At 71.0% G+C, this 18,138-nt stretch carries 19 protein-coding genes; 6 read left to right on the top strand and 13 right to left on the bottom strand.

Features of this window, described 5'->3' with window-relative positions; all coding sequences use genetic code 11:
* Positions 1 to 158: 158 nt before the first annotated feature.
* The 3 genes from AB0I38_RS24960 to AB0I38_RS24950 are packed head-to-tail and all read left to right on the top strand — an operon-like array spanning position 159 to position 2,394.
* Positions 159 to 1,313, top strand: a complete 1,155-nt coding sequence (locus AB0I38_RS24960) for a Rieske 2Fe-2S domain-containing protein (protein WP_358471990.1) — start codon at positions 159 to 161, stop codon at positions 1,311 to 1,313.
* Positions 1,310 to 1,603, top strand: a complete 294-nt coding sequence (locus AB0I38_RS24955; RefSeq protein ID WP_358471988.1) for a ferredoxin — start codon at positions 1,310 to 1,312, stop codon at positions 1,601 to 1,603. Before AB0I38_RS24960 ends, AB0I38_RS24955 begins: the two co-directional genes overlap by 4 nt.
* Entirely contained in the window at positions 1,600 to 2,394 is a 795-nt protein-coding gene (locus AB0I38_RS24950) for an SDR family NAD(P)-dependent oxidoreductase (RefSeq protein ID WP_358471986.1), read from the top strand. The genes AB0I38_RS24955 and AB0I38_RS24950 overlap by 4 nt, the downstream gene beginning before the upstream one ends.
* A 128-nt stretch (positions 2,395 to 2,522) precedes the next feature.
* On the opposite strand, the gene AB0I38_RS24945 is transcribed toward AB0I38_RS24950, so the two are convergent.
* Both AB0I38_RS24945 and bphC read right to left on the bottom strand, forming a co-directional pair.
* Entirely contained in the window at positions 2,523 to 4,001 is a 1,479-nt protein-coding gene (locus AB0I38_RS24945; protein ID WP_358471984.1) for an FAD-dependent oxidoreductase, read from the bottom strand.
* 43 nt (positions 4,002 to 4,044) lie between these two features.
* Entirely contained in the window at positions 4,045 to 4,974 is a 930-nt protein-coding gene (gene bphC / locus AB0I38_RS24940) for a biphenyl-2,3-diol 1,2-dioxygenase (protein WP_358471982.1), read from the bottom strand.
* 274 nt (positions 4,975 to 5,248) lie between these two features.
* On the opposite strand from bphC, the gene AB0I38_RS24935 reads away from it, so the two are divergent.
* On the top strand, positions 5,249 to 6,052 hold the full coding sequence (locus AB0I38_RS24935) for an SDR family NAD(P)-dependent oxidoreductase (RefSeq protein WP_358471980.1): 804 nt from the start codon (positions 5,249 to 5,251) through the stop codon (positions 6,050 to 6,052).
* Between the two features lie 16 nt (positions 6,053 to 6,068).
* Here the strand turns inward: AB0I38_RS24935 and AB0I38_RS24930 are convergent, their stop codons facing one another.
* Positions 6,069 to 6,578, bottom strand: a complete 510-nt coding sequence (locus AB0I38_RS24930; RefSeq protein ID WP_436838779.1) for a DinB family protein — start codon at positions 6,576 to 6,578, stop codon at positions 6,069 to 6,071.
* A gap of 260 nt (positions 6,579 to 6,838) precedes the next feature.
* Between AB0I38_RS24930 and AB0I38_RS24925 the strand changes: the two genes are divergently transcribed.
* Positions 6,839 to 7,417 (top strand): helix-turn-helix domain-containing protein, encoded by a 579-nt coding sequence (locus tag AB0I38_RS24925; RefSeq protein ID WP_358471976.1) that lies wholly within the window; start codon positions 6,839 to 6,841, stop codon positions 7,415 to 7,417.
* A gap of 78 nt (positions 7,418 to 7,495) precedes the next feature.
* On the opposite strand, the gene AB0I38_RS24920 is transcribed toward AB0I38_RS24925, so the two are convergent.
* Entirely contained in the window at positions 7,496 to 7,816 is a 321-nt protein-coding gene (locus AB0I38_RS24920; protein WP_358471975.1) for an Atu4866 domain-containing protein, read from the bottom strand.
* A 258-nt stretch (positions 7,817 to 8,074) separates the two neighbouring features.
* On the opposite strand from AB0I38_RS24920, the gene AB0I38_RS24915 reads away from it, so the two are divergent.
* Entirely contained in the window at positions 8,075 to 8,977 is a 903-nt protein-coding gene (locus AB0I38_RS24915; protein WP_358471973.1) for a helix-turn-helix transcriptional regulator, read from the top strand.
* 69 nt (positions 8,978 to 9,046) lie between these two features.
* Here AB0I38_RS24915 and AB0I38_RS24910 read toward each other — a convergent pair whose 3' ends face one another.
* The 9 genes from AB0I38_RS24910 to AB0I38_RS24870 form a co-directional block, all read right to left on the bottom strand.
* Complete coding sequence (locus AB0I38_RS24910; RefSeq protein WP_358471971.1) at positions 9,047 to 9,334, bottom strand: hypothetical protein; 288 nt, start codon at positions 9,332 to 9,334, stop codon at positions 9,047 to 9,049.
* 164 nt (positions 9,335 to 9,498) lie between these two features.
* The gene (locus AB0I38_RS24905) at positions 9,499 to 10,326 is read right to left on the bottom strand and encodes a M55 family metallopeptidase (RefSeq protein ID WP_358471969.1); all 828 of its coding nucleotides are present in this window, start codon (positions 10,324 to 10,326) and stop codon (positions 9,499 to 9,501) included.
* A 39-nt stretch (positions 10,327 to 10,365) separates the two neighbouring features.
* Entirely contained in the window at positions 10,366 to 11,550 is a 1,185-nt protein-coding gene (locus AB0I38_RS24900) for an acyl-CoA dehydrogenase family protein (protein ID WP_358471967.1), read from the bottom strand.
* Positions 11,551 to 11,558: 8 nt separating this feature from the next.
* Entirely contained in the window at positions 11,559 to 12,581 is a 1,023-nt protein-coding gene (gene dmpG, locus AB0I38_RS24895; protein ID WP_358471965.1) for a 4-hydroxy-2-oxovalerate aldolase, read from the bottom strand.
* A 16-nt stretch (positions 12,582 to 12,597) separates the two neighbouring features.
* On the bottom strand, positions 12,598 to 13,500 hold the full coding sequence (locus AB0I38_RS24890) for an acetaldehyde dehydrogenase (acetylating) (protein ID WP_358471964.1): 903 nt from the start codon (positions 13,498 to 13,500) through the stop codon (positions 12,598 to 12,600).
* Between the two features lie 54 nt (positions 13,501 to 13,554).
* Positions 13,555 to 14,385, bottom strand: coding sequence for a 2-keto-4-pentenoate hydratase (locus tag AB0I38_RS24885; protein ID WP_358471962.1), 831 nt, complete (start codon positions 14,383 to 14,385; stop codon positions 13,555 to 13,557).
* A gap of 59 nt (positions 14,386 to 14,444) precedes the next feature.
* Positions 14,445 to 15,473 (bottom strand): ferredoxin--NADP reductase, encoded by a 1,029-nt coding sequence (locus AB0I38_RS24880; protein WP_358471960.1) that lies wholly within the window; start codon positions 15,471 to 15,473, stop codon positions 14,445 to 14,447.
* Positions 15,474 to 15,493: 20 nt separating this feature from the next.
* The gene (locus AB0I38_RS24875; RefSeq protein WP_358471958.1) at positions 15,494 to 17,179 is read right to left on the bottom strand and encodes an FAD-binding protein; all 1,686 of its coding nucleotides are present in this window, start codon (positions 17,177 to 17,179) and stop codon (positions 15,494 to 15,496) included.
* Positions 17,176 to 18,048 carry an alpha/beta fold hydrolase gene (locus AB0I38_RS24870; RefSeq protein ID WP_358471956.1) on the bottom strand — a complete coding sequence of 291 codons (873 nt, stop codon included), beginning with the start codon at positions 18,046 to 18,048 and terminating at the stop codon, positions 17,176 to 17,178. The genes AB0I38_RS24875 and AB0I38_RS24870 overlap by 4 nt, the downstream gene beginning before the upstream one ends.
* Positions 18,049 to 18,138 lie beyond the last annotated feature (90 nt).

The raw sequence follows: 18,138 nt of genomic DNA, 5'->3' as shown, positions 1-18,138 counted from the left end.
GTGTCGCGCTCGTCGGCCAGGTGACGTCCATGATGGTGCGTCGCGCCGGGCTCCGCGTGTCCGGGGCATCCCGCCCAATGGGACTCATCGTCCGGCCGCGCTTTCCAGCTCCTACGTTGACGAACGGAGACAAGTGCGTCCTGAAGGGTTGGATAGACGTGACTGCAGCAGAAGCCGGCACCGACGGCGTCCGTGCGATCGAGGCGGAAGCGGTGCCCACGCGATTCGCCAGAGGCTGGCACTGCCTCGGCCTGTCGGAGACGTTCAAGGACGGCAGACCGCACACCGTCAACGCCTTCGGCCAGAAGCTCGTGATCTTCCAGAGCGGCGACGGCAGGCTCAACGTGCTCGACGCCTACTGCCGGCACATGGGCGCCGACCTGTCCCAGGGCACGATCAAGGGTGACGAGATCGCCTGCCCGTTCCACGACTGGCGCTGGGGCGGCGACGGCCGCTGCAAGAAGATCCCCTACTCGCGCCGCGTCCCGCTGCGCGCCCGCACCTCCGCGTGGACCACGATGGACCAGGACGGCATGCTGTTCGTCTGGAACGACCCGGAGGGCAACCCGCCGCCGCCCGAGGTGACGATCCCCCGCATCGAGGGCGCCACCAGCGACGAGTGGACGACGTGGGTCTGGAAAGAGATCGTGGTCGACACCAACTGCCGCGAGGTCGTGGACAACATCGTCGACATGGCGCACTTCTTCTACGTGCACTACTCGTTCCCGACGTACTTCAAGAACATCTTCGAGGGCCCGGTCGCCACGCAGATCATGAAGGGCGTGGGGCGTCCCGACGCGCGCCCGCCCGCCAAGAACGGCGAGCCGCAGATGCGCGGCAACACCTCGGTCGCGTCCTACCACGGGCCGTCGTTCATGATCGACGACCTGACCTACCACTACGACGACATGGACCTCCATTCCGTCCTGATCAACGCCCACTACCCGATCGACGCCAACTCGTTCGTCCTGCACTCGGGCATCATCGTGCGGCGCAGCGACAAGCTCCCGGCGGGCGCGGCCGATGCCATGGCCGTCAAACTGGGCGACTTCATCCTGCGGGGCTTCGACCAGGACGTGCAGATCTGGAAGCACAAGACGCGCATCGACAACCCGCTGCTGTGCGAGGAGGACGGGCCGGTCTACCAGCTCCGCCGCTGGTACGAGCAGTTCTACGTGGACGTGGCCGACGTCCGGCCGGAGATGGTGGAGCGCTTCGAGTTCGAGCTCGACACCACCCGGCCGACCGAGGTGTGGAAGCAGGAGGTCGAGGCGAACCTGGCGCGGCGGGCCGCGGAGAGCCGGACACCATGACGATCCGCACGGACAACAGGCTGCTCGACGGCGCCCCCATGCAGCCGCTGAGCTGCCTCCAGTGCGGCGCCACCGTGGGAGTGCGGAAGGCGAGCTGGCACCAGACCAGCATCCAGTGGGACTCCGAGTCCGTGAACGCCTGCCTGGAACGGCGTGCCGTCGCTCCGGGTGACGGGCCGAACGGCGAGGCGTTCACGGGGTGCGCGGCGCTGTCCGACTCGATCAGGCGAGCGGTGCTGGACGGCGCGGTCACGGTGCCCGACGCCGGGACGGAGAACGGGGAACAGTGATCGACAAGAACGGGTACGGCCCGTGGGCCGTGATCGCCGGCGGTTCCGAAGGGGTGGGCGCGTCGTTCGCGCACCTGCTGGCGGAGGCCGGGTTCAATCTGGTGCTGATCGCCCGCAAGCCCGGACCGCTCGACGAGACCGCGGCGAAGGTACGGGCGACGGGCGTCGAGGTCCGCACCGTCCAGCTCGACCTGCTCGACCCGGACGCCCTGGAGACGCTCCGCGCGGTGACCGACGAGCTGGAGGTCGGCCTGCTGATCTACAACGCGGGCGCCAACAGCTACGGCCACGAGTTCGTGACCGGCGACCTGGACCGGTTCCGCGACGTGATCGACCTCAACATCACGGCGCAGCTCGCCCTGGTCCATCACTTCGGCGCGCTGATGAGGGAACGCGGCCGGGGCGGCGTCCTGCTGGTCGGCTCGATGGCCGGCTATCTGGGGCAGCCGCAGATCAGCGTCTACTCGGCGGTCAAGGCGTTCTGCCGGATCTTCGCCGAGGGGCTCTGGCAGGAGCTCGGCGAGCACGGCGTGCACGTGCTCGAACTCGTCCTCGGCATCACCCGCACCCCGGCCATGGAACGTGCCGGGCTGCGGATGGACATCCCCGGGCTGAACGTCGCGGACCCCGACGACGTGGCACGCGAGGGCCTGGAACATCTCGCCGACGGCCCGGTCTGGGTCGCGGGCGGCAACCACGCCGCCACCGTGAAGCGCAGCGGCCCGGCCCGCGCCGACCTGGTGCGCGGCGCGTACGAGGCCACCAGGCGCCTCATCCCGCCCGCGAGCTGAGCCCCGCGCCCCGCGCCCCGCGCCCCGGGCCTCGCGGGCGGGTCCTTCCACGCGAAGAAGGCGGCCACCGGATAGGTGGCCGCCTTCTCGTGTGTCGCGCCTTCCGCCGTGGCTATTCGGCGCCGCGACTACTGGGACGCCGTCGCGGCGTGCCGGCCCGCGCGGCGGCCGAAGAAGGTGCCGTCGCCGAGTGAGGTGCCGCTGACGTACCCCTGGCCGTGGATGCCGGCCCCGGCCCGGCCCGCCGCGTACAGGCCGGGGATGGGCAGGCCCGAGTGGTTCAGCACGGCGCCGTCGACGGTGGTGTGCAGCCCGCCGAGGGTGAAACCGGCGACGCCGGTCCCCTGCCCCTCCCCGCCACCGGCGCCGAAGCCGCCGCGCGGGTCGGCGGCGGCGAACGGCGGACGGAGCGGACGGAGCCACTTCAGGTCCTTGTGGAAGTACGGGTCCTGTTTGTGCTCGGCGTGGCGGTTGTAGGCGGCGACGGTGGCCTCCAGCGCGCCGGGCGGCATGCCGAGCGACTCCTCCAGCTCGGCGAGGGTCTCCACGACGTAGCGCGGCCGCACGCCCCACAGGTCGCGTGCGGGGATGTCCTCGAAGCCCTCCTCGTCGATGATCGCCCAGTACGGTCCTGGCTGGTGCACCACGGCGGCGTGGCTGAACAGGCCGGGGTAGACGTCCTCGTTGATGAAGCGCTGGCCGAGCCCGTTGACGAGCACGCCGCGCACCAGCATCGCGGGCAGCGCCGTCAGCGCGACCTCCACGGAGGCCATCCGCCGGGTGGCCGCGCCGAGCGCCGTGGCCATCCGGATGCCGCTCCCGTCGTCGAGGCCGGCGCTGACCTTGCCGTGGCCGAGGAGCACCGGGGCGTGGTGGGCGAGCATCTCCTCGTTGTCGACGAAGCCGCCGGTGGTGAGCACGACCGCCCTGCGGGCGCGGTAGGTGACCGGCTCGCCGTAGCGCTGCGCCACGACTCCGGTGACCCGGCCGTCGTCGTCCACGACCAGGTTGGTGGCACGCGTGTCCTCATGGGAGACCACGCCGGCCGCCCTGGCGGCGGCGACCAGCCTCTCCATGATCAGCCAGCCGCCGAAGGACTCGGTCGCCGGCCGGTGGCCGCGCGGCACCGGGCGGGCGAGCGTGTTGTAGGGGTGGGCGTTCTCCCCCAGCCACATGAGGCCGTCCGTCGTCGGCGGCATCCAGCTCGGCGCGTCGTACAGCGACTCGTTGAACGTCAGGCCCCGGCCGCGGAACCACTCGAAGTGCTCGACGCTGCCGTCGCAGTAGAGCCGCAGCTTCTCCTCGTCGGCGTGCGGCCCGAGGGCCGCCCTGAGGTAGGCGAACATGTTGTCCGGGTCGTCGTCGAACCCGCAGGCCGTCTGCAGCGCCGTACCGCCGCCGAGGTAGAGCTCGCCGCCGGACATCGCGGACGAGCCGCCGGGCCCGCCCGCGCGCTCCAGCACGAGCACGTCGGCGCCCGCCGTCGCGGCCTCGAAGGCGGCGGCGGCCCCGGCGCACCCGAAACCGACGACGAGCACGTCACATTCATGGTCGAAACCCGCCAGCGAGCCGGCGCTCACGGGCTCGACCGAGGGCGCGGCGGTCACGCGACGCCCCTCCCTCGCGGCACATGCTTCATGGGGATCCCGTTCAGGACGTGGTGGGGACAGACTTGGGGACGAAGGCGGCGAGCGGCTCGGACCCGGACCAGTCGTGGCCCCAGTAGCTGTCGGCCGTGATCTCCTCTGCCGTGTAGTAGCGCTCGTCGACGAGCATGCCGTCGGTGCCGTACTCGATGTCCCAGCCGCCGGGGGCGCGGACATAGAAGGAGACCATCTTGTCGTTGGTGTGCCGGCCCAGCGTGGAGGAGATGGAGAAGCCGCTCTTGCCCACCCGGTCGAGCGCCATCCCGACCGCGTCGAGGCTGTCGACCTCGACCATCAGGTGCACCAGCCCCGGGTCGCCGGCGAAGGGCGCGGGGCAGATGGCCAGGCTGTGGTGGCGCTGGTTGATCCCAAGGAAGCGGACCCGCCGCACGGGCGGCCGGCCGCCGCCGACCTTCATGGCGCCGCGCGGCAGGAAGCCCAGCACCTCGGTGTAGAAGGAGACGGTCTCGTCCATGGCGGTGGTGGGCAGCACGACGTGCCCCATCCCCTGCGGCCCGGTGACGAACTTCTGCGCCATCCCGGTGACCACGGGGCTGTGGTCGAGCACGGGGCCGAAGAAGATCTCGACCGGGACGCCGGCCGGGTCGGTGAACGTGATGACCTGCTCCACCGCGCGTTCGGCGGCCTGCTGCTCGTCGAGCATCTTGACCGGCGTGCCGGACGCCTCGACGGCCCGGCCGACGGTGGCGAGCGCGAACTGGTCACGCACCTCCCAGCCGACGGCGAGCACCCGGTCGGTGTCGCCGGGCACCACGATGAGGCGGGCCTGACGCTCGTCCATCCGGAGATACAGGGTGTCCGGGTCGGGCCCGGATCCCTCCGCGAATCCGAGCCCGTCGATCACGAGCTCGCGCCAGCGGTCGATGTCCCGCGTCTGGACCTTGAGATAGCCAAGTCCTCGGATCTGCGTCACGTTCCCCCATCCAATCTGCCGGTGTAGAGGTCGAGCATCGAGCCCTCCGGTCCGTGGCGGCCTCATGTCCACCCCAAGGTGGCAGAGACCGCCCGGGACCGCCCCCGGCCTCCCGCTGAGTGAGAGTCACCGCCCGCCGGGCCGGCCGGCTCCAGTACGGGATCACGAGGCCCCCTGAGTGGAATCCCATTGATCGGAATCGACGCGAGGCGTCCCCCGGCGCGGCGCTAGGTTCCACCCGATCCGAGTTTTCGACGAGCGGGAGGCAGGGCTCATGGGCTCCGGGCGGCTGGACGGGCGGACGGCGATCATCACCGGTGGCGGCGACGGGATCGGCAGGGGCGTGGCCCGCCGCTTCGCCGCCGAGGGCGCGCGGATCCTCGTGGCCGAGATCGACGAGGTGACCGGACGGCGCACCGCCCTGGAGCTGACCGATGAGTTCGGGGCCGATGCCCGGTTCCTGGCCACGGACGTCACCGACCGGGCGCGGGTGGAGGCCATGGTGGACTTCGCCGTGGAGACGTGGGGCGGGGTCGACATCCTGGTCAACAACGCCTGGGGCAGCGCGGGCGGGCTCGGCCGGGTCGAGAACAAGACGGACGAGCAACTCGGCCGGGGCTTCGCCATGGGCTACTACGGGCCGTTCTGGGCGATGCGGGCGGCGTTCCCGCACATGAAGAGGCAAGGCTGGGGCCGCGTCGTCAACATGTGCTCCCTCAACGGCGTCAACGCCCACATGGGCTCCCTGGAGTACAACTCGGCCAAGGAGGCGCTGCGGGCGCTCACCCGCACCGCGGCCCGGGAGTGGGCGCCCACCGGGGTCGTGGTCAACGCGGTCTGCCCCGGCGCCAAGAGCGCGGCGTTCAACCGGAGGATGGCGGCCAACCCCGAGCTCGCCGCGGCGGCCGACCGGTCCAACCCGATGGGGCGGATGGGCGACCCGGAGCAGGACATCGCGCCCGTCGTGCTGTTCCTGTCCAGTGAGGACGCCCGCTACCTCACCGGCAACACGCTGTTCGTGGACGGCGGATCGCACATCAACGGCGTCGCCTGGGCTCCCGACCTGGACGCCTCCTGACGACCAGCACGGCTGGTCAGTGGCCGGTGGACCCGTCGATCTGTTCGCGGAGAATGTCGGCGTGGCCGGCGTGCCGGCCGGTCTCCTCGATCATGTGCGCCAGGACCCATCGCATCGATGGCGCCGGCCCTGGGCGTGGCGGTCGCGGGGCGGGAAGGGCCAGATCCGGGCAGGCGTCGATGACCTGGTTCGCTCGCTCGACGCTCTTGCGGTAGTCGGCGAGCACGCCGTCGATGGTGTCCTCCTCCGACGGCCGCATGGTCGCGCGCCAGTCGCCGGCGTCCTCGCCGAGGAAGTAGAACCGTTCGACGAACGCCAGATGCCTGATCAGCCCGAGAAGGTTGGTGCCTGAGGGCACTGCGCCCGTTCGGACCTGCGGTTCCGGCACGCCCGTGACCTTGTCCGCGACGGCGTTCCGCAGATGGTCGAGGATGCCCCGCAGGGTGGCCTTCTCGTCGGCGCCGGTCCGCGGGGGCGTGCTGTCCGTCGCCCGCGTCCTGGATCGCCGCGCGCGGTTTCCTGGCATCTCGGCGAGCAGCGGGTTGACGCGCGCGTCCCAGGTACGCCGGGTGCGGTAGTGCCGCTCCCAGAACAGTTCGGCGTCCTCATCCGCGGCGTCGGCTGCGGGTCGCCGGCTTCGGGTGGAATCCATCTGAGCGGGCCCTTTCGTCGGCCGGCGTGCCGAGCGTGATCCGATCCGTGCCTTCGACGCCGGCGATGTACCGACAGCATCGCCACCACCGTTTCCGAGTTGCAAGAAAAGTTGCGGATCCGCATTAATAGGGCATGGACCACCCCGCAGGAGGCGTTCTGGCCGGAGTCGGGCCGCGCCTGCGTGCCCTGCGCCGGGCGCGGGGCACGACGCTGGCGGCGCTGGCGACCGAAACCAGCCTCACAGCGAGCACCCTGTCCCGCCTCGAGAACGGCAAGCTTCGCCCCACGCTGGAGCAGCTCCTGCCCCTGGCCCGGGCGCACGGCGTCCCGCTCGATGATCTCGTCGCGGCGCCGCCCACCGGCGACCCGCGCATCCACCTGCGACCAGTGCGGCGAGCCGGGCTGGTGGTGGTGCCACTGACCCGGCGGGCCGGCGGTGTCCAGGCCTACAAGGTGATCTATCCCCCCGCCGGCCGAGCATCCACGATGAGCCTGTGGACGCACGAGGGATACGAGTGGTTCTACGTTCTCAACGGACACGTCAGGTTCGTGCTCGGCGAGCAGGAGTTCCGGCTCGGCGTCGGCGAGGCCGCGGAGTTCGACACCCGCATACCGCACTGGATCGGCAGCGCCGACGGCCGGCCCGCGGAGCTGCTCACCCTGTTCGGCGCGCAGGGCGAGCGCGCCCATCTGACACCGTCCAGGCACTGACCGTCTCGGGCCGCCGCCGGCCGAGTCAACGCCCAGCTCAGCCTGGACGGCCACCCGGTGACCCGCTGCGGGGTGTGGTCAGCTCTCGCGGTAGAGCACCAGGTGCTCGTGGTAGAGCACGCCGTCTCGAACGTCGCCGGTGGCGGTGAAGCCCAGGTCGTCGTAGTAGTCGATGTGGGTGCCCGTCACGGTGTAGCGGCCGGTGTAGGCGCGTTTGCGGCCGTCGCGTTCCTCTTCGTAACGAGCGGTGGCGAGAAGTTCCTGGCGGATGCGGCCGTCGGCGGTGACCCACATGCCGACGTACGGATGGGGAGCGGGGGTCGATGGGTCACCGCCGGGGGCGGCGCAGGCGAGCAGCGTGGTGAACAGTCCGATGAGATGCAGAGTGCTTCTGAACATGGGCGAGGTTCCTTCGATCAGGACGATGGTGCGGCCGGTCATGACCGGCGGCCGCCGAATGCGGAGTCGTCCAGGGTGACGTTCATGATGCTTCCTTTGACGTGAGGGTTCGTCGTGCGTGTCCCGCATCCGATCCGGCTTCCACTGAACCAGCCCTGAGCGGCGAAAACAGGCGACAAAAGGGCCCAAGCCATCGGGGGACAAACTGGGCCACCCTCACCAGACGCCACCCCGGGGGAAGGAGCGACACTGGATGTCATGCACCGTGACCACACCAGCACTCCGCTGGCGGAGTTCCTGCGCTCAGCCCGCGCCCGGCTCAGCCCGCACGAGGCCGGACTTGACGAGCCGATCCTGGGCCGGCGCCGCGTGTCCGGACTACGACGCGAAGAGCTGGCCCAGCTGGCCGGGGTGAGCGTGGATTACTACACCCGCCTGGAACAAGGCCGCAGCCGCAGCGCCTCACCCGAGGTCCTCGACGCGCTCGCCACCGCCCTCCGGCTCGACGACGCCGAACGCGAGCACTTGCACACCGTCGCGCGTCCCATGCCCGCTCAGCGCAGGCGCCGCCCGCGCCCGCAACGGGTCCACCCGGCCACCTGGCGACTCCTGGACATCCTGGAAACGGCACACCGGCCCGCCTTCGTCCTCGGTCGCCGCCTTGACGTCCTGGCGCACAACCGGCTCGCCGGACGCCTGATCACCGACTTCCTGGCTCAGCCCGCGGCCGAGCGCAACCTGGCCCGTTTCGTCTTCCTCGACCCGCACGCCCGCGAGTTGTACAGAAACTGGACCGCCGTCGCCACCGACACCGCCGACATGCTTCGCCGTGACACCGGCCGCCACCCCGACGATCCCGCCCTCAGCGCCCTCATCGGAGACCTGTCCATCCACAGCGAGGAATTCCGCCGCTACTGGTCCGCCAACAAGGTCCACCAGCGCACCACCGGCAGCAAGGACTACCACCATCCCCTGGTCGGTGACCTCACCTTCACCTACCAGGCCCTCACACCCGCCGACGACCCCGACCAGACGCTGATCATCTACGACACCGAGCCCGGCAGCCCGTCGGAGAACTCGCTGCACCTGCTCGCTCAGTGGAACGAGCGGGCAGCCGATCACCGCATCCCCGCGAACAGGGCCGAAGCCCGCTCAAGATGACGCAGGATCAGGGACGCGCCGGACGTGAATCAGCACCCGCGCGGCCTCACTCCCGGCGCTCGGGTGCGCTCAGGACGTCCGCGAGGTCGTGTGCTCCGAGGCGGCCACGCCGGCCCGCCCCAGCTTGACCTTGCCGGTTCCGCGCAACCCCATGCCGCTCCCGATGACGGTGCGCCTGCCGTTGCTGAGCTGCACCTGCCGCGTCAGGTCCGTGGAGAACTGCCCGTAGAACTCGGTCGTCGCGCCGGCGCCGCGGGCGAGCAGCGAACGCACGCCCGCCATGGGGTCGGGTTCGGCGGTTTGGGCGTGTGCGGTGGCGGGGGCGACGAGGACCACGGCCACGATGAGGGGGTGCATGCCGTCCATCCAGATGATGAGTGAAGATCAAGTGTGGATGGAGCGAATCTAGCGGGTGAACCGCCGCCGATGGCGGCGCCGTCGTCGACCTCCACGACGGCCGCCCCGTGGGCTGGCTGCGAGGCAGGGCCTGTCGGGCCGGCTGATCCCCGGACGTGTCGTACTCACGGCCCGATCTGGGTGAGCAGGACGATGAGCTGAAGCAGGCCGTAGGCGGCCGCCATCGTCTCGGTGTCGAACGCCACGGTGCGCCCGTTCTTCCGTACGACGCCGGGAATGAGGGCGGCGAGGTCCGCCGAGCGCGGCTGGTGCAGGTCAACCTCGACGTGGAGCGGGTCGGGCACTGAGAGCGGCGGATTGCCGGCGTGCAGCCGGATCGCCTGGCCGGCGCCCTGCCGAAGGCGGTCTCGCGCCTCCTCCGGGTGCAGGGTGTCGGCCGCGAGCTGGCCGAGTCCTCGTTTGACCGGCACGGTGACGACCTCGGGCACCAGTGCGCTGAACTCGTCGCACGCGGCGACGTCTCCGCTGGCCAGCACGACAGGCACTCCGTACGAGCCCGCCAGCAACGTGTTGATCCCGATCTCGCCGTGCGAACAGCCGTTGACGCGGACGTCGAGGATGGCATCGGCGATGGTGTGCGCGAGCACGGCGCCGCCCGCGCCCGCGCGGGCGTGGTAGCCCACGAACATCGCCACCTGGGCACCGGCCTGCAAGCCTCCCAGCATGCCCAGTTCGCGGGGTTTGCCGCGGATCAGCCGGGCTCGCCGGTCGAGTTCCTCGGGCAGAAGGTTGCGGTAGGGGCCGTGGGAATCGGCCACCAGCACCTCGGCGGCCGGCTCGGCTTCGAACGTCCCCTCCACCACGGCGTTGGCCGCCGCCGTCATCAACCTCCGGCCACGCTCGTACTCGTACCGCTCCGGGTTGATCTCCGCCGGATGAACGATGCCGGCGATGCCCTCCATGTCCACCGAAATCAGCACTTTGATCCCCACGCCCACAACCTAGCGCGCTCTTCCGAGCCTCACGCCGAGTCAGATCATCGAGCGCATCGGCCCCTGCGGCGGTTCGATGTCGAGCTCGGTCAGCGCGGAGACGTGGAAGACCGAGCCGGGCACGTGGATGGCGTGCGTCAGGCCCACGTGCGCGTCGCGCCAGAAGCGCTGGATCGGGTTGTCCACGCGCATGGCGTTGCCGCCGGAGCGCGCCACGATCTCGTCCACCGCGCGGACCGCCCGCCAAACCGCCTGGACCTGGGTGCGGCGGCCCACCGCCCGCTCGCCGAAGGTGACCTCGCGGCCGGTGGCCACGATGTCGTACATGCGCGAGACGTTGTCGAGCAGCGCCGAGCGCGCCGCCGCGATGTCCGCCGCCGCCTCGCTGATCGCGTAGAGCACGTACGGGTCGTCCTTGATCTTGGTGCCGGTGATCTGCACCCGGCCCTTCTGGTACGCCAGGTGGTGCGCGAGCGCGCCCTCGGCGATGCCGATCACCGAGGCGCTGATGCCGAGCGGGAACGCGGCGGAGAACGGCAGGTGGTAGGTCGGGTTGGTGAGCCCGGCCTCCCTGGCGGCGGTGCCGTCCACCACCTTAGAGAACGGGATCACCCGGTAGTCGGGGACGAACGCGTCCTTGACGATGATGTCCTTGCTGCCGGTGCCGCGCAGGCCGACGACGTCCCAGGAGTCGTCGACGATCTCGTAGTCGGAGCGCGGCAGGATCAGGTGCAGCGAGGTCGGGGGCTTGGCCATGTTGCCCTCGGCGTCGCCGAGCATGCCGCCGAGGAAGATCCAGTCGCAGTGGTCGGTGCCGGAGGAGAACTGCCAGCGGCCGTTGAAGACGTATCCGCCGTCGACCGGCCGGGCGATGCCCATCGGCGCGTACGGGGAGGCGATCCAGGTGTCCTGGTTCTCGCCCCAGATCTCCTGCTGCACCTTGGGGTCGGCGAACGCCATCTCCCAGGGGTGCACGCCGACCACGCCGGTGACCCAGCCGGTCGAGCCGTCCAGGCCGGCGATCTTCATGACGGTCTCGGCGAACTCGCGCGGGTGCAGTTCGAGGCCGCCGTGCCCGGCCGGTTGCAGCATCCGGATGGCGCCCGATTCGCGCAGCACCTTGGCCGCCTGGTCGTCCAGTCTGCCCAGTGCCTCGTTCGCGGGGCCGAGCGCGCTGATCTCCTCGGCCCGCTGGGTGACCGCTTCGAGTACCGGATTGGCCATGGCTTCACTCACTTCTTCGCCGCGAGGGCGACTGCGATTTCGATGAGCTGGTCTTCCTGGCCGCCGACGAGGTTGCGGCGCCCGGCCTCGATGAGGATCTCGGCGCCGGACACGCCGTACTTGGTGGCCTGGCGGTCGGCGTGCTTGAGGAAGCTGGAATAGACGCCGGCGTAGCCCATGGTGAGCGTCAGCCGGTCGAGCTGGCACTCGCCGTCCATGATCGGGCGTACGACGTCCTCGGCGGCGTCGATGATCTTGAGGGTGTCGATGCCGGTGCGGATGCCGAGCCGCTCGGTGACGGCGGCGAACGCCTCGACGGGCGTGTTGCCCGCGCCCGCGCCGAACCGGCGGGTGGAGCCGTCGATCTGCAGGGCGCCCGCGCGCACGGCGATGACCGAGTTGGCGACGCCGAGGCCGAGGTTCTCGTGCCCGTGGAAGCCCACCTGCGCGTCGGATCCGAGCTCGGTCACCAGCGCGGCGATCCGGTCGCCGGTCTGCTCCATGATCAGCGCGCCGGCCGAGTCGACGACGTACACGCACTGGCAGCCCGCGTCGGCCATGATCCGGGCCTGTTTGGCGAGCACCTCCGGCGGCTGACTGTGCGCCATCATCAGGAACCCGACCGTCTCCAGCCCCAGCTCTCTGGCCAGGCCGAAGTGCTGGACCGAGATGTCGGCCTCGGTGCAGTGGGTGGCGATCCGGCAGATGCTCGCGCCGTTGTCGGCCGCCTCGCGGATGTCGTCCTGGATGCCGAGGCCGGGCAGCATCAGGAACGCGATCCGGGCCCGCTTCGCGGTCGCCACCGCGGCCTTGATCAGCTCCTGCTCGGGGGTGTGGCTGAAGCCGTAGTTGAACGACGAGCCGCCCAGGCCGTCGCCGTGCGTGACCTCGATGACCGGCACGCCCGCCTCGTCGAGCGCGGCCACGATGGAGCGCACATGCTCGACCGTGAACTGGTGCTGCTTGGCGTGCGAGCCGTCGCGCAGCGACGAGTCGGTGACCCGGATGTCGAGGTCGGCGCTGTAAGGCATGGATGATCTCCCTGTGCTAGGAGCGCTCGGCGAGGAGCCGCTGCGCGAAGCCCTCACCGACCTTGGTGGCGGCTGCGGTCATGATGTCGAGGTTGCCGGAGTACGGCGGCAGGTAGTCGCCCGCGCCCTCGACCTCGACGAACACGGCGACCCGGGCGAGCCCGCCGCTCACCGGCGTGGGGTCGTCGAACTGCGGCTCGGCGCGCAGCCGGTAGCCGGGCACGTACGACGCCACGGCGGCCACCATCTCCTTGACGGAGGAGGCGACGGCCTCGCGGTCGGCGTCCTCGGGGATCGAGCAGAAGATCGTGTCCTGCATGAGCATCGGCGGCTCGGCCGGGTTCAGGATGATGATCGCCTTGCCCTTGGCGGCGCCGCCGATCGTCTCGATGCCCCGGCCGGTGGTGCGGGTGAACTCGTCGATGTTGGCCCGCGTGCCGGGACCGGCCGACGGCGAGGCCACACTGGCCACGATCTCGGCGTAGGCCACCTCGGTGATCCGCGAGACGGCGTGCACGATCGGGATCGTCGCCTGCCCGCCGCAGGTGATCAGGCTGACGTTGGGCGCGTCGAGGTGCGCGCCGAGGTTCACGGCGGGCACCACGGCGGGGCCGAGCGCGGCCGGGGTGAGGTCGACCGCCTGGATGCCGAGCGCCGCGTACTTCGGCGCGTTCTCCTTGTGCACGTACGCCGAGGTGGCCTCGAAGACGAGGTCGGGCCGCTCGTCCTGGGCGAGCAGCCAGCCGGCCCCCTCGGCGGAGGCGGTCAGGCCCTCCGCCCCCGCGCGCTTGAGCCCGGGGCTGTCCGGCTCGACGCCGATCATCCAGCGCGGCTCGATCAGCTCGGAGCGCAGCAGCTTGTACATCAGGTCGGTCCCGATGTTGCCAGAGCCGACGATCGCGGCGGTCGCCTTGGTCACAGTCCCAACCTCATTTCGTCTGACTCAGTCCAACTCATGCGAACTCACGCGAACTCATGCGAATCGAGCGGTCACGGAGCCGAGCCTGGCGAACTCGGCGCGGAAGGTGTCGCCAGGGCGTACGTCGATCGCCCTGGTGCAGGAGCCGGGCAGGATGACGTGCCCGGCTTCGAGCTTCACCCCGAACGAGGCGACCTTCCTGGCCAGCCAGGCCACGGCGGTGGTCGGGTTGCCCAGGACGGCGCTGGTGTTGCCCCGGGCGACCTCCTGACCGTCCTGGTAGAGCACGGCCTCGACGTCGGCCGGGTTCAGCTCGGCCGGGCTCAGCCGGGCGGCGCCGAGGAGCACGCCGGCCGAGGACGCGTTGTCGGCGATCGTGTCGGCCAGGCCGATCTTCCAGTCGCGGATCCGGCTGTCGATCAGCTCGATGCTCGGCACCACGTACTCGGTCGCGGCCAGCACGTCCGCCTCGGTGCACCCCTCGCCGGGCAGGCTCGCCCCGAGCACGTAGCCGATCTCGACCTCGATCCGCGGATGGCAGTAGCGATCCGCCTGGATCGGGACGTCCTCCGACAGCACCATGTCGTCGAGCAGGTGCCCGTAGTCGGGCTCGTCGACGCCCATCATCTGCTGCATCACCAGGGAGGACAGCCCCACCTTGTGCCCGAAGACCCGGGCGCCCGCGGCGAGCCGCCCGCGGATGCCGGCGAGCTGGATCTCGTACGCGTCCACCACGTCGATGTCCGGGAAGGACTCGGTCAGCGGCCCGATCGGGGCCCGGTCCCGCTCGGCCGCCCGCAGCCGCTCGGCCGCGGCGGCCCGCTGCGCCTCTTCCAGCATCCAGTCCTCCGCAGATGTCGACGTCGGGGTAAGGGTTCCAGTCATGGCCGCCACACCGGCGCGCGCTTCCCGCTCAGTGGGAGCGGCCGGTGGCGCGGGCGGGTTCAGCCGTCGTAGGTGACCTTGACGCGTTCGCTGACCGGGATCGCCTGGCAGGACAGGATCAGCCCGTCGGCCAGGTCGCGTTCGTCCAGCACGGTGTTGTGCTCCAGCGTGACCTCTCCTTCCAGCAGCACGCAGGCGCACGCGCTGCACGATCCCTCGCGGCACGAGTACGGCGCGTCCAGACCGGCGGCCAGCAGCACGTCGAGCAGCTTGGCGCCGCCCGGCCAGGCCACCGTCGTCGTCCGGCCGTCCAGCTCGACCTCGACCGTGCCGCCGGGGGCAGCCTCGTCGATCACGACGCCGGACTCGGCGAACGGGTCGCCCGCCAGCGACTCGAACCGCTCGACGTGGACGCGGGGCACGTGCATCCCGGCGAGGATCCGCGTGACGACGTCCATGAACGGCTCCGGCCCGCACACGAACGCCTCCCGGCCCGCGTACGGCCTGGCCAGGGCGGCCAGCCCGGCCGCGGTCGGCAGGCCCTGCACCGACTCCAGCCAGTGCACGACCGTCAGCCGCTCGCCGTGCTCGGCGGCCAGCGCGACCAGCTCGTCACGGAAGATCACCGACTGTTCGTCCCGGTTGGCGTAGACGAGGGTGACGACGCCCGTCCCGCCGCGCAGGCACGACTTGAGAATCGACATCACCGGCGTGATGCCGCTGCCGCCCGCGAAGAGCAGCAGGTCGTCGTCGAGCGAGGACGGCGTGAACGTGCCGGAGGGCCGCAGCACCTCCAGCACGTCGCCCTCGGTGACGTTGTCACAGATCCAGTTGGACCCGTAGCCGTCGCGGGTGCGTTTGACGGTCACCTTGAGCCTGTCGTCGCAGACGGGCGAGCTGCTGAGCGAGTAGCAGCGCGCCGCGCCCTCCGGCCGGCTGGTCGGCACCCGTACGGTGAGGAACTGGCCGGGCCGGTAGCCGAGCCGGGAGTCGTCGCCGTCGGCGGGCTCCAGCACGAGCGAGTGCGCGTCCGGTGTCTCGCGGATCACCTCGACGACTCGCACCTTGAGCGATGCCGGTCGCGTCATGGCTGTCCCCGTCCCCGCCGTCACGCCGAGTGGGGCAGGGTGACCTGCCCGCCCGAGCGCGCTCTGGCGGCGGCGTGCCGCGCGGCGATGTACCCGAAGACGATCGACGGGCCGATCGTCGCGCCGGGTCCGGCGTACTCGTTGCCCATGACCGACGCCGAGGTGTTGCCCGTGGCGTAGAGGCCGTCGATCACCGAGCCGTCGCCGCGCAGCACCCGGCTGTGCTCGTCACACACCAGGCCGCCCTTGGTGCCGAGGTCGCCGACCTCGATCCGGAACGCGTAGAAGGGGGCCCTGTCGATGACGTCGAGGTTCGGGTTCGGCAGGGTCGGGTCGCCGTAGTAGCGGTCGTAGGCGCTGTCGCCGCGGCCGAAGTCCTCGTCCCTGCCAGCCTCGGCGAACCCGTTGAACCGGGCCACGGTCTCGGCCAGCGCCTCGGCCCGGACGCCGATCTTCCCGGCCAGCTCGTCGAGCGTGGCGGCGGTGAACGCGATGCCCTGCTCGTAGAACTCCTTCGGGATCGGCATCCCGGGCAGGATCTGCGCGAACGGGTAGCGGGTGCGGGCCTTGGCGTCCATCACGAACCAGGCCGGTACGTGCCCGCCCGCGAGCTGGTCGTGCACGAAGTTCACGTACGGCGACGATTCGTTGGTGAACCGGGCGCCCTGGGCCGACACGATGATCGACGGCGGGATGCACCGCTCCGACACCAGCGGGATGGTCGCCCCGGCGGGGTGCCGCACGGCGGGCATCCACCAGGCGTCGTCCATCAGGTCGAGCGCGGCGCCGAGCCGCTCGCCGGCCAGGATGCCGTCGCCGGTGTTCTCCCGGGCGCCCATGCCGAAGTCGGCCCGGCCGCCCTCGGGCAGGTACCTCGCCCGCAGCTCCGGGTTGTGGTCGAAGCCGCCGGTCGCCAGGAGCACGCCGAGCCGGCCGCGGATCCGCACGGTCTCGCCGTCGCGCTCGGCGACGATCCCGGTGACGGCGCCGTCGTCGCCGGTGACGAGGTCCTTCATGGGCGTCTTCAGCCAGAGCGGGACGCCCGCGTCCTTGAGCGCCATCCGCAGCCGGGCGACGAGCGCCCGCCCGCCGGTGGCCATGTGCCGGCGGCGGACCACGTTCGAGGAGACCCGCCAGGCGGCGACGACGGAGGCCCACCGGCCGCGCCAGGTGCGCTTGGCCATCGCCAGGTCGTGGTAGTCCTTGCCGGTGATCCACAGGCCCAGCGGGCCCTTCATGCTGTTGGGCCGCTGGTACCTCTCGTCCTCGCCGAGCGCGCGGGTGTCGAACGGCACCGCCTCGATCGACCGGCCGAGCGGGCGGCCGCCGTCGAGCTCGGGGTGGTAGTCGGCGTAGCCCTTGGTCCAGAAGAAGCGCATCCACCTGCTCGTGCCGAGCAGCTCCATCACGGCCGGGCCGTGGTCGACGTACGCGTCGAGCCGGGCGGCCGGGACCCGCCCGCCGGTCAGCAGGTCGAGGTAGCGGCGGATCGACTCGCGGCTGTCGTCGTGCCCCCTGGCGCGCAGGGTGGGGTTGTTCGGGATCCAGACGCCGCCGCCGGAGATCGCGGTGCTGCCGCCGTACTTCGAGCCCTTCTCGACCACCACCACCGACAGGCCGCTGTCGTGCGCGGTCAGCGCGGCGGCCATGCCACCGCCGCCGCTCCCGACGATGACGAGGTCGAACTCGTGGTCCCAGCCGGTCACCGGCCGTCCTTCCTGGTCAGGAAGGCCAGCACGACGCTCTCCCAGGCGGCCTTCTGCTCGATCATCACCCAGTGGCCGCAGTCGGGGAAGACGTGCAGCTCGGCGTCCGGGATGGTGCGCATCGGGATGAGGGCCATGTCGAGCGGGCTGACCCGGTCGTCACGGCCCCACGTGATCAGCGTCCTGGCCTTCAGCTTGTGCAGCATCGCCCAGTACGGCGGCGCGTCGGAGGCTGCGGCGTGGGCCCGCTGGGCGGCGAACGCGGCCCTGCCGTACATCCGGCGGGCGGCGGCCAGCGTGGCCGGGTCGGTGGCCTGGGTCCAGCGCTCCTCGATGAGCTCCTCGGTGACGAGCGCCGGGTCGTACACCATGGAGTGCAGCCACTGGATCAGCGCCTGCCGGGTGGGGTTCTCGGTGAACTCCATGAGCAGGTTGATGCCTTCGCCGGGGCCCGGGCTGAACAGGTTGCGGCCGACGCCCCCGATGGTGACGAGCCGGCGCACCCGGTCGGGGTTGGCGATGGCCACCTGCGTGGCCACGATGCCGCCCATGGAGTTGCCGATCACGTCCACCTGCTGGAGCCCGAGGCCGTCGAGGAAGCGGATCACCGCGCCGCCCGCCGCCACCATGGGGTGCCGGTCGGTCGGGTCGCTGACCCCGAACCCGGGGAACTCCAGGACCAGGCAGCGGAACCGCTCGGACAGGGCGGTCAGGTTGTCGCGGTAGTTGCGCCAGCCCGTGACGCCGGGGCCCGAACCGTGCAGGAGCAGCAGCGGCGGGCCCTCACCTGCCTCGTGGTAGCGCAGCACCCCCTGCTCGGTGGCGAGCTCGCGCAAGGTCGACTCGTGGGTCAGCTCCGTGGTCATCATCCGTCCATAGGTAGGCTTCGTCGAAGGTAATCGGACAGAACGGGCGCGCCCCGAGATCATCCCAATCAGCGAGACCGGGACCGGGACGCC

The sequence above is a fragment of the Nonomuraea cavernae genome (genome assembly GCF_040655715.1).
GTDB lineage: Bacteria > Actinomycetota > Actinomycetes > Streptosporangiales > Streptosporangiaceae > Nonomuraea > Nonomuraea cavernae_A.
This window is presented reverse-complemented; position numbering and strand designations above follow the sequence as displayed.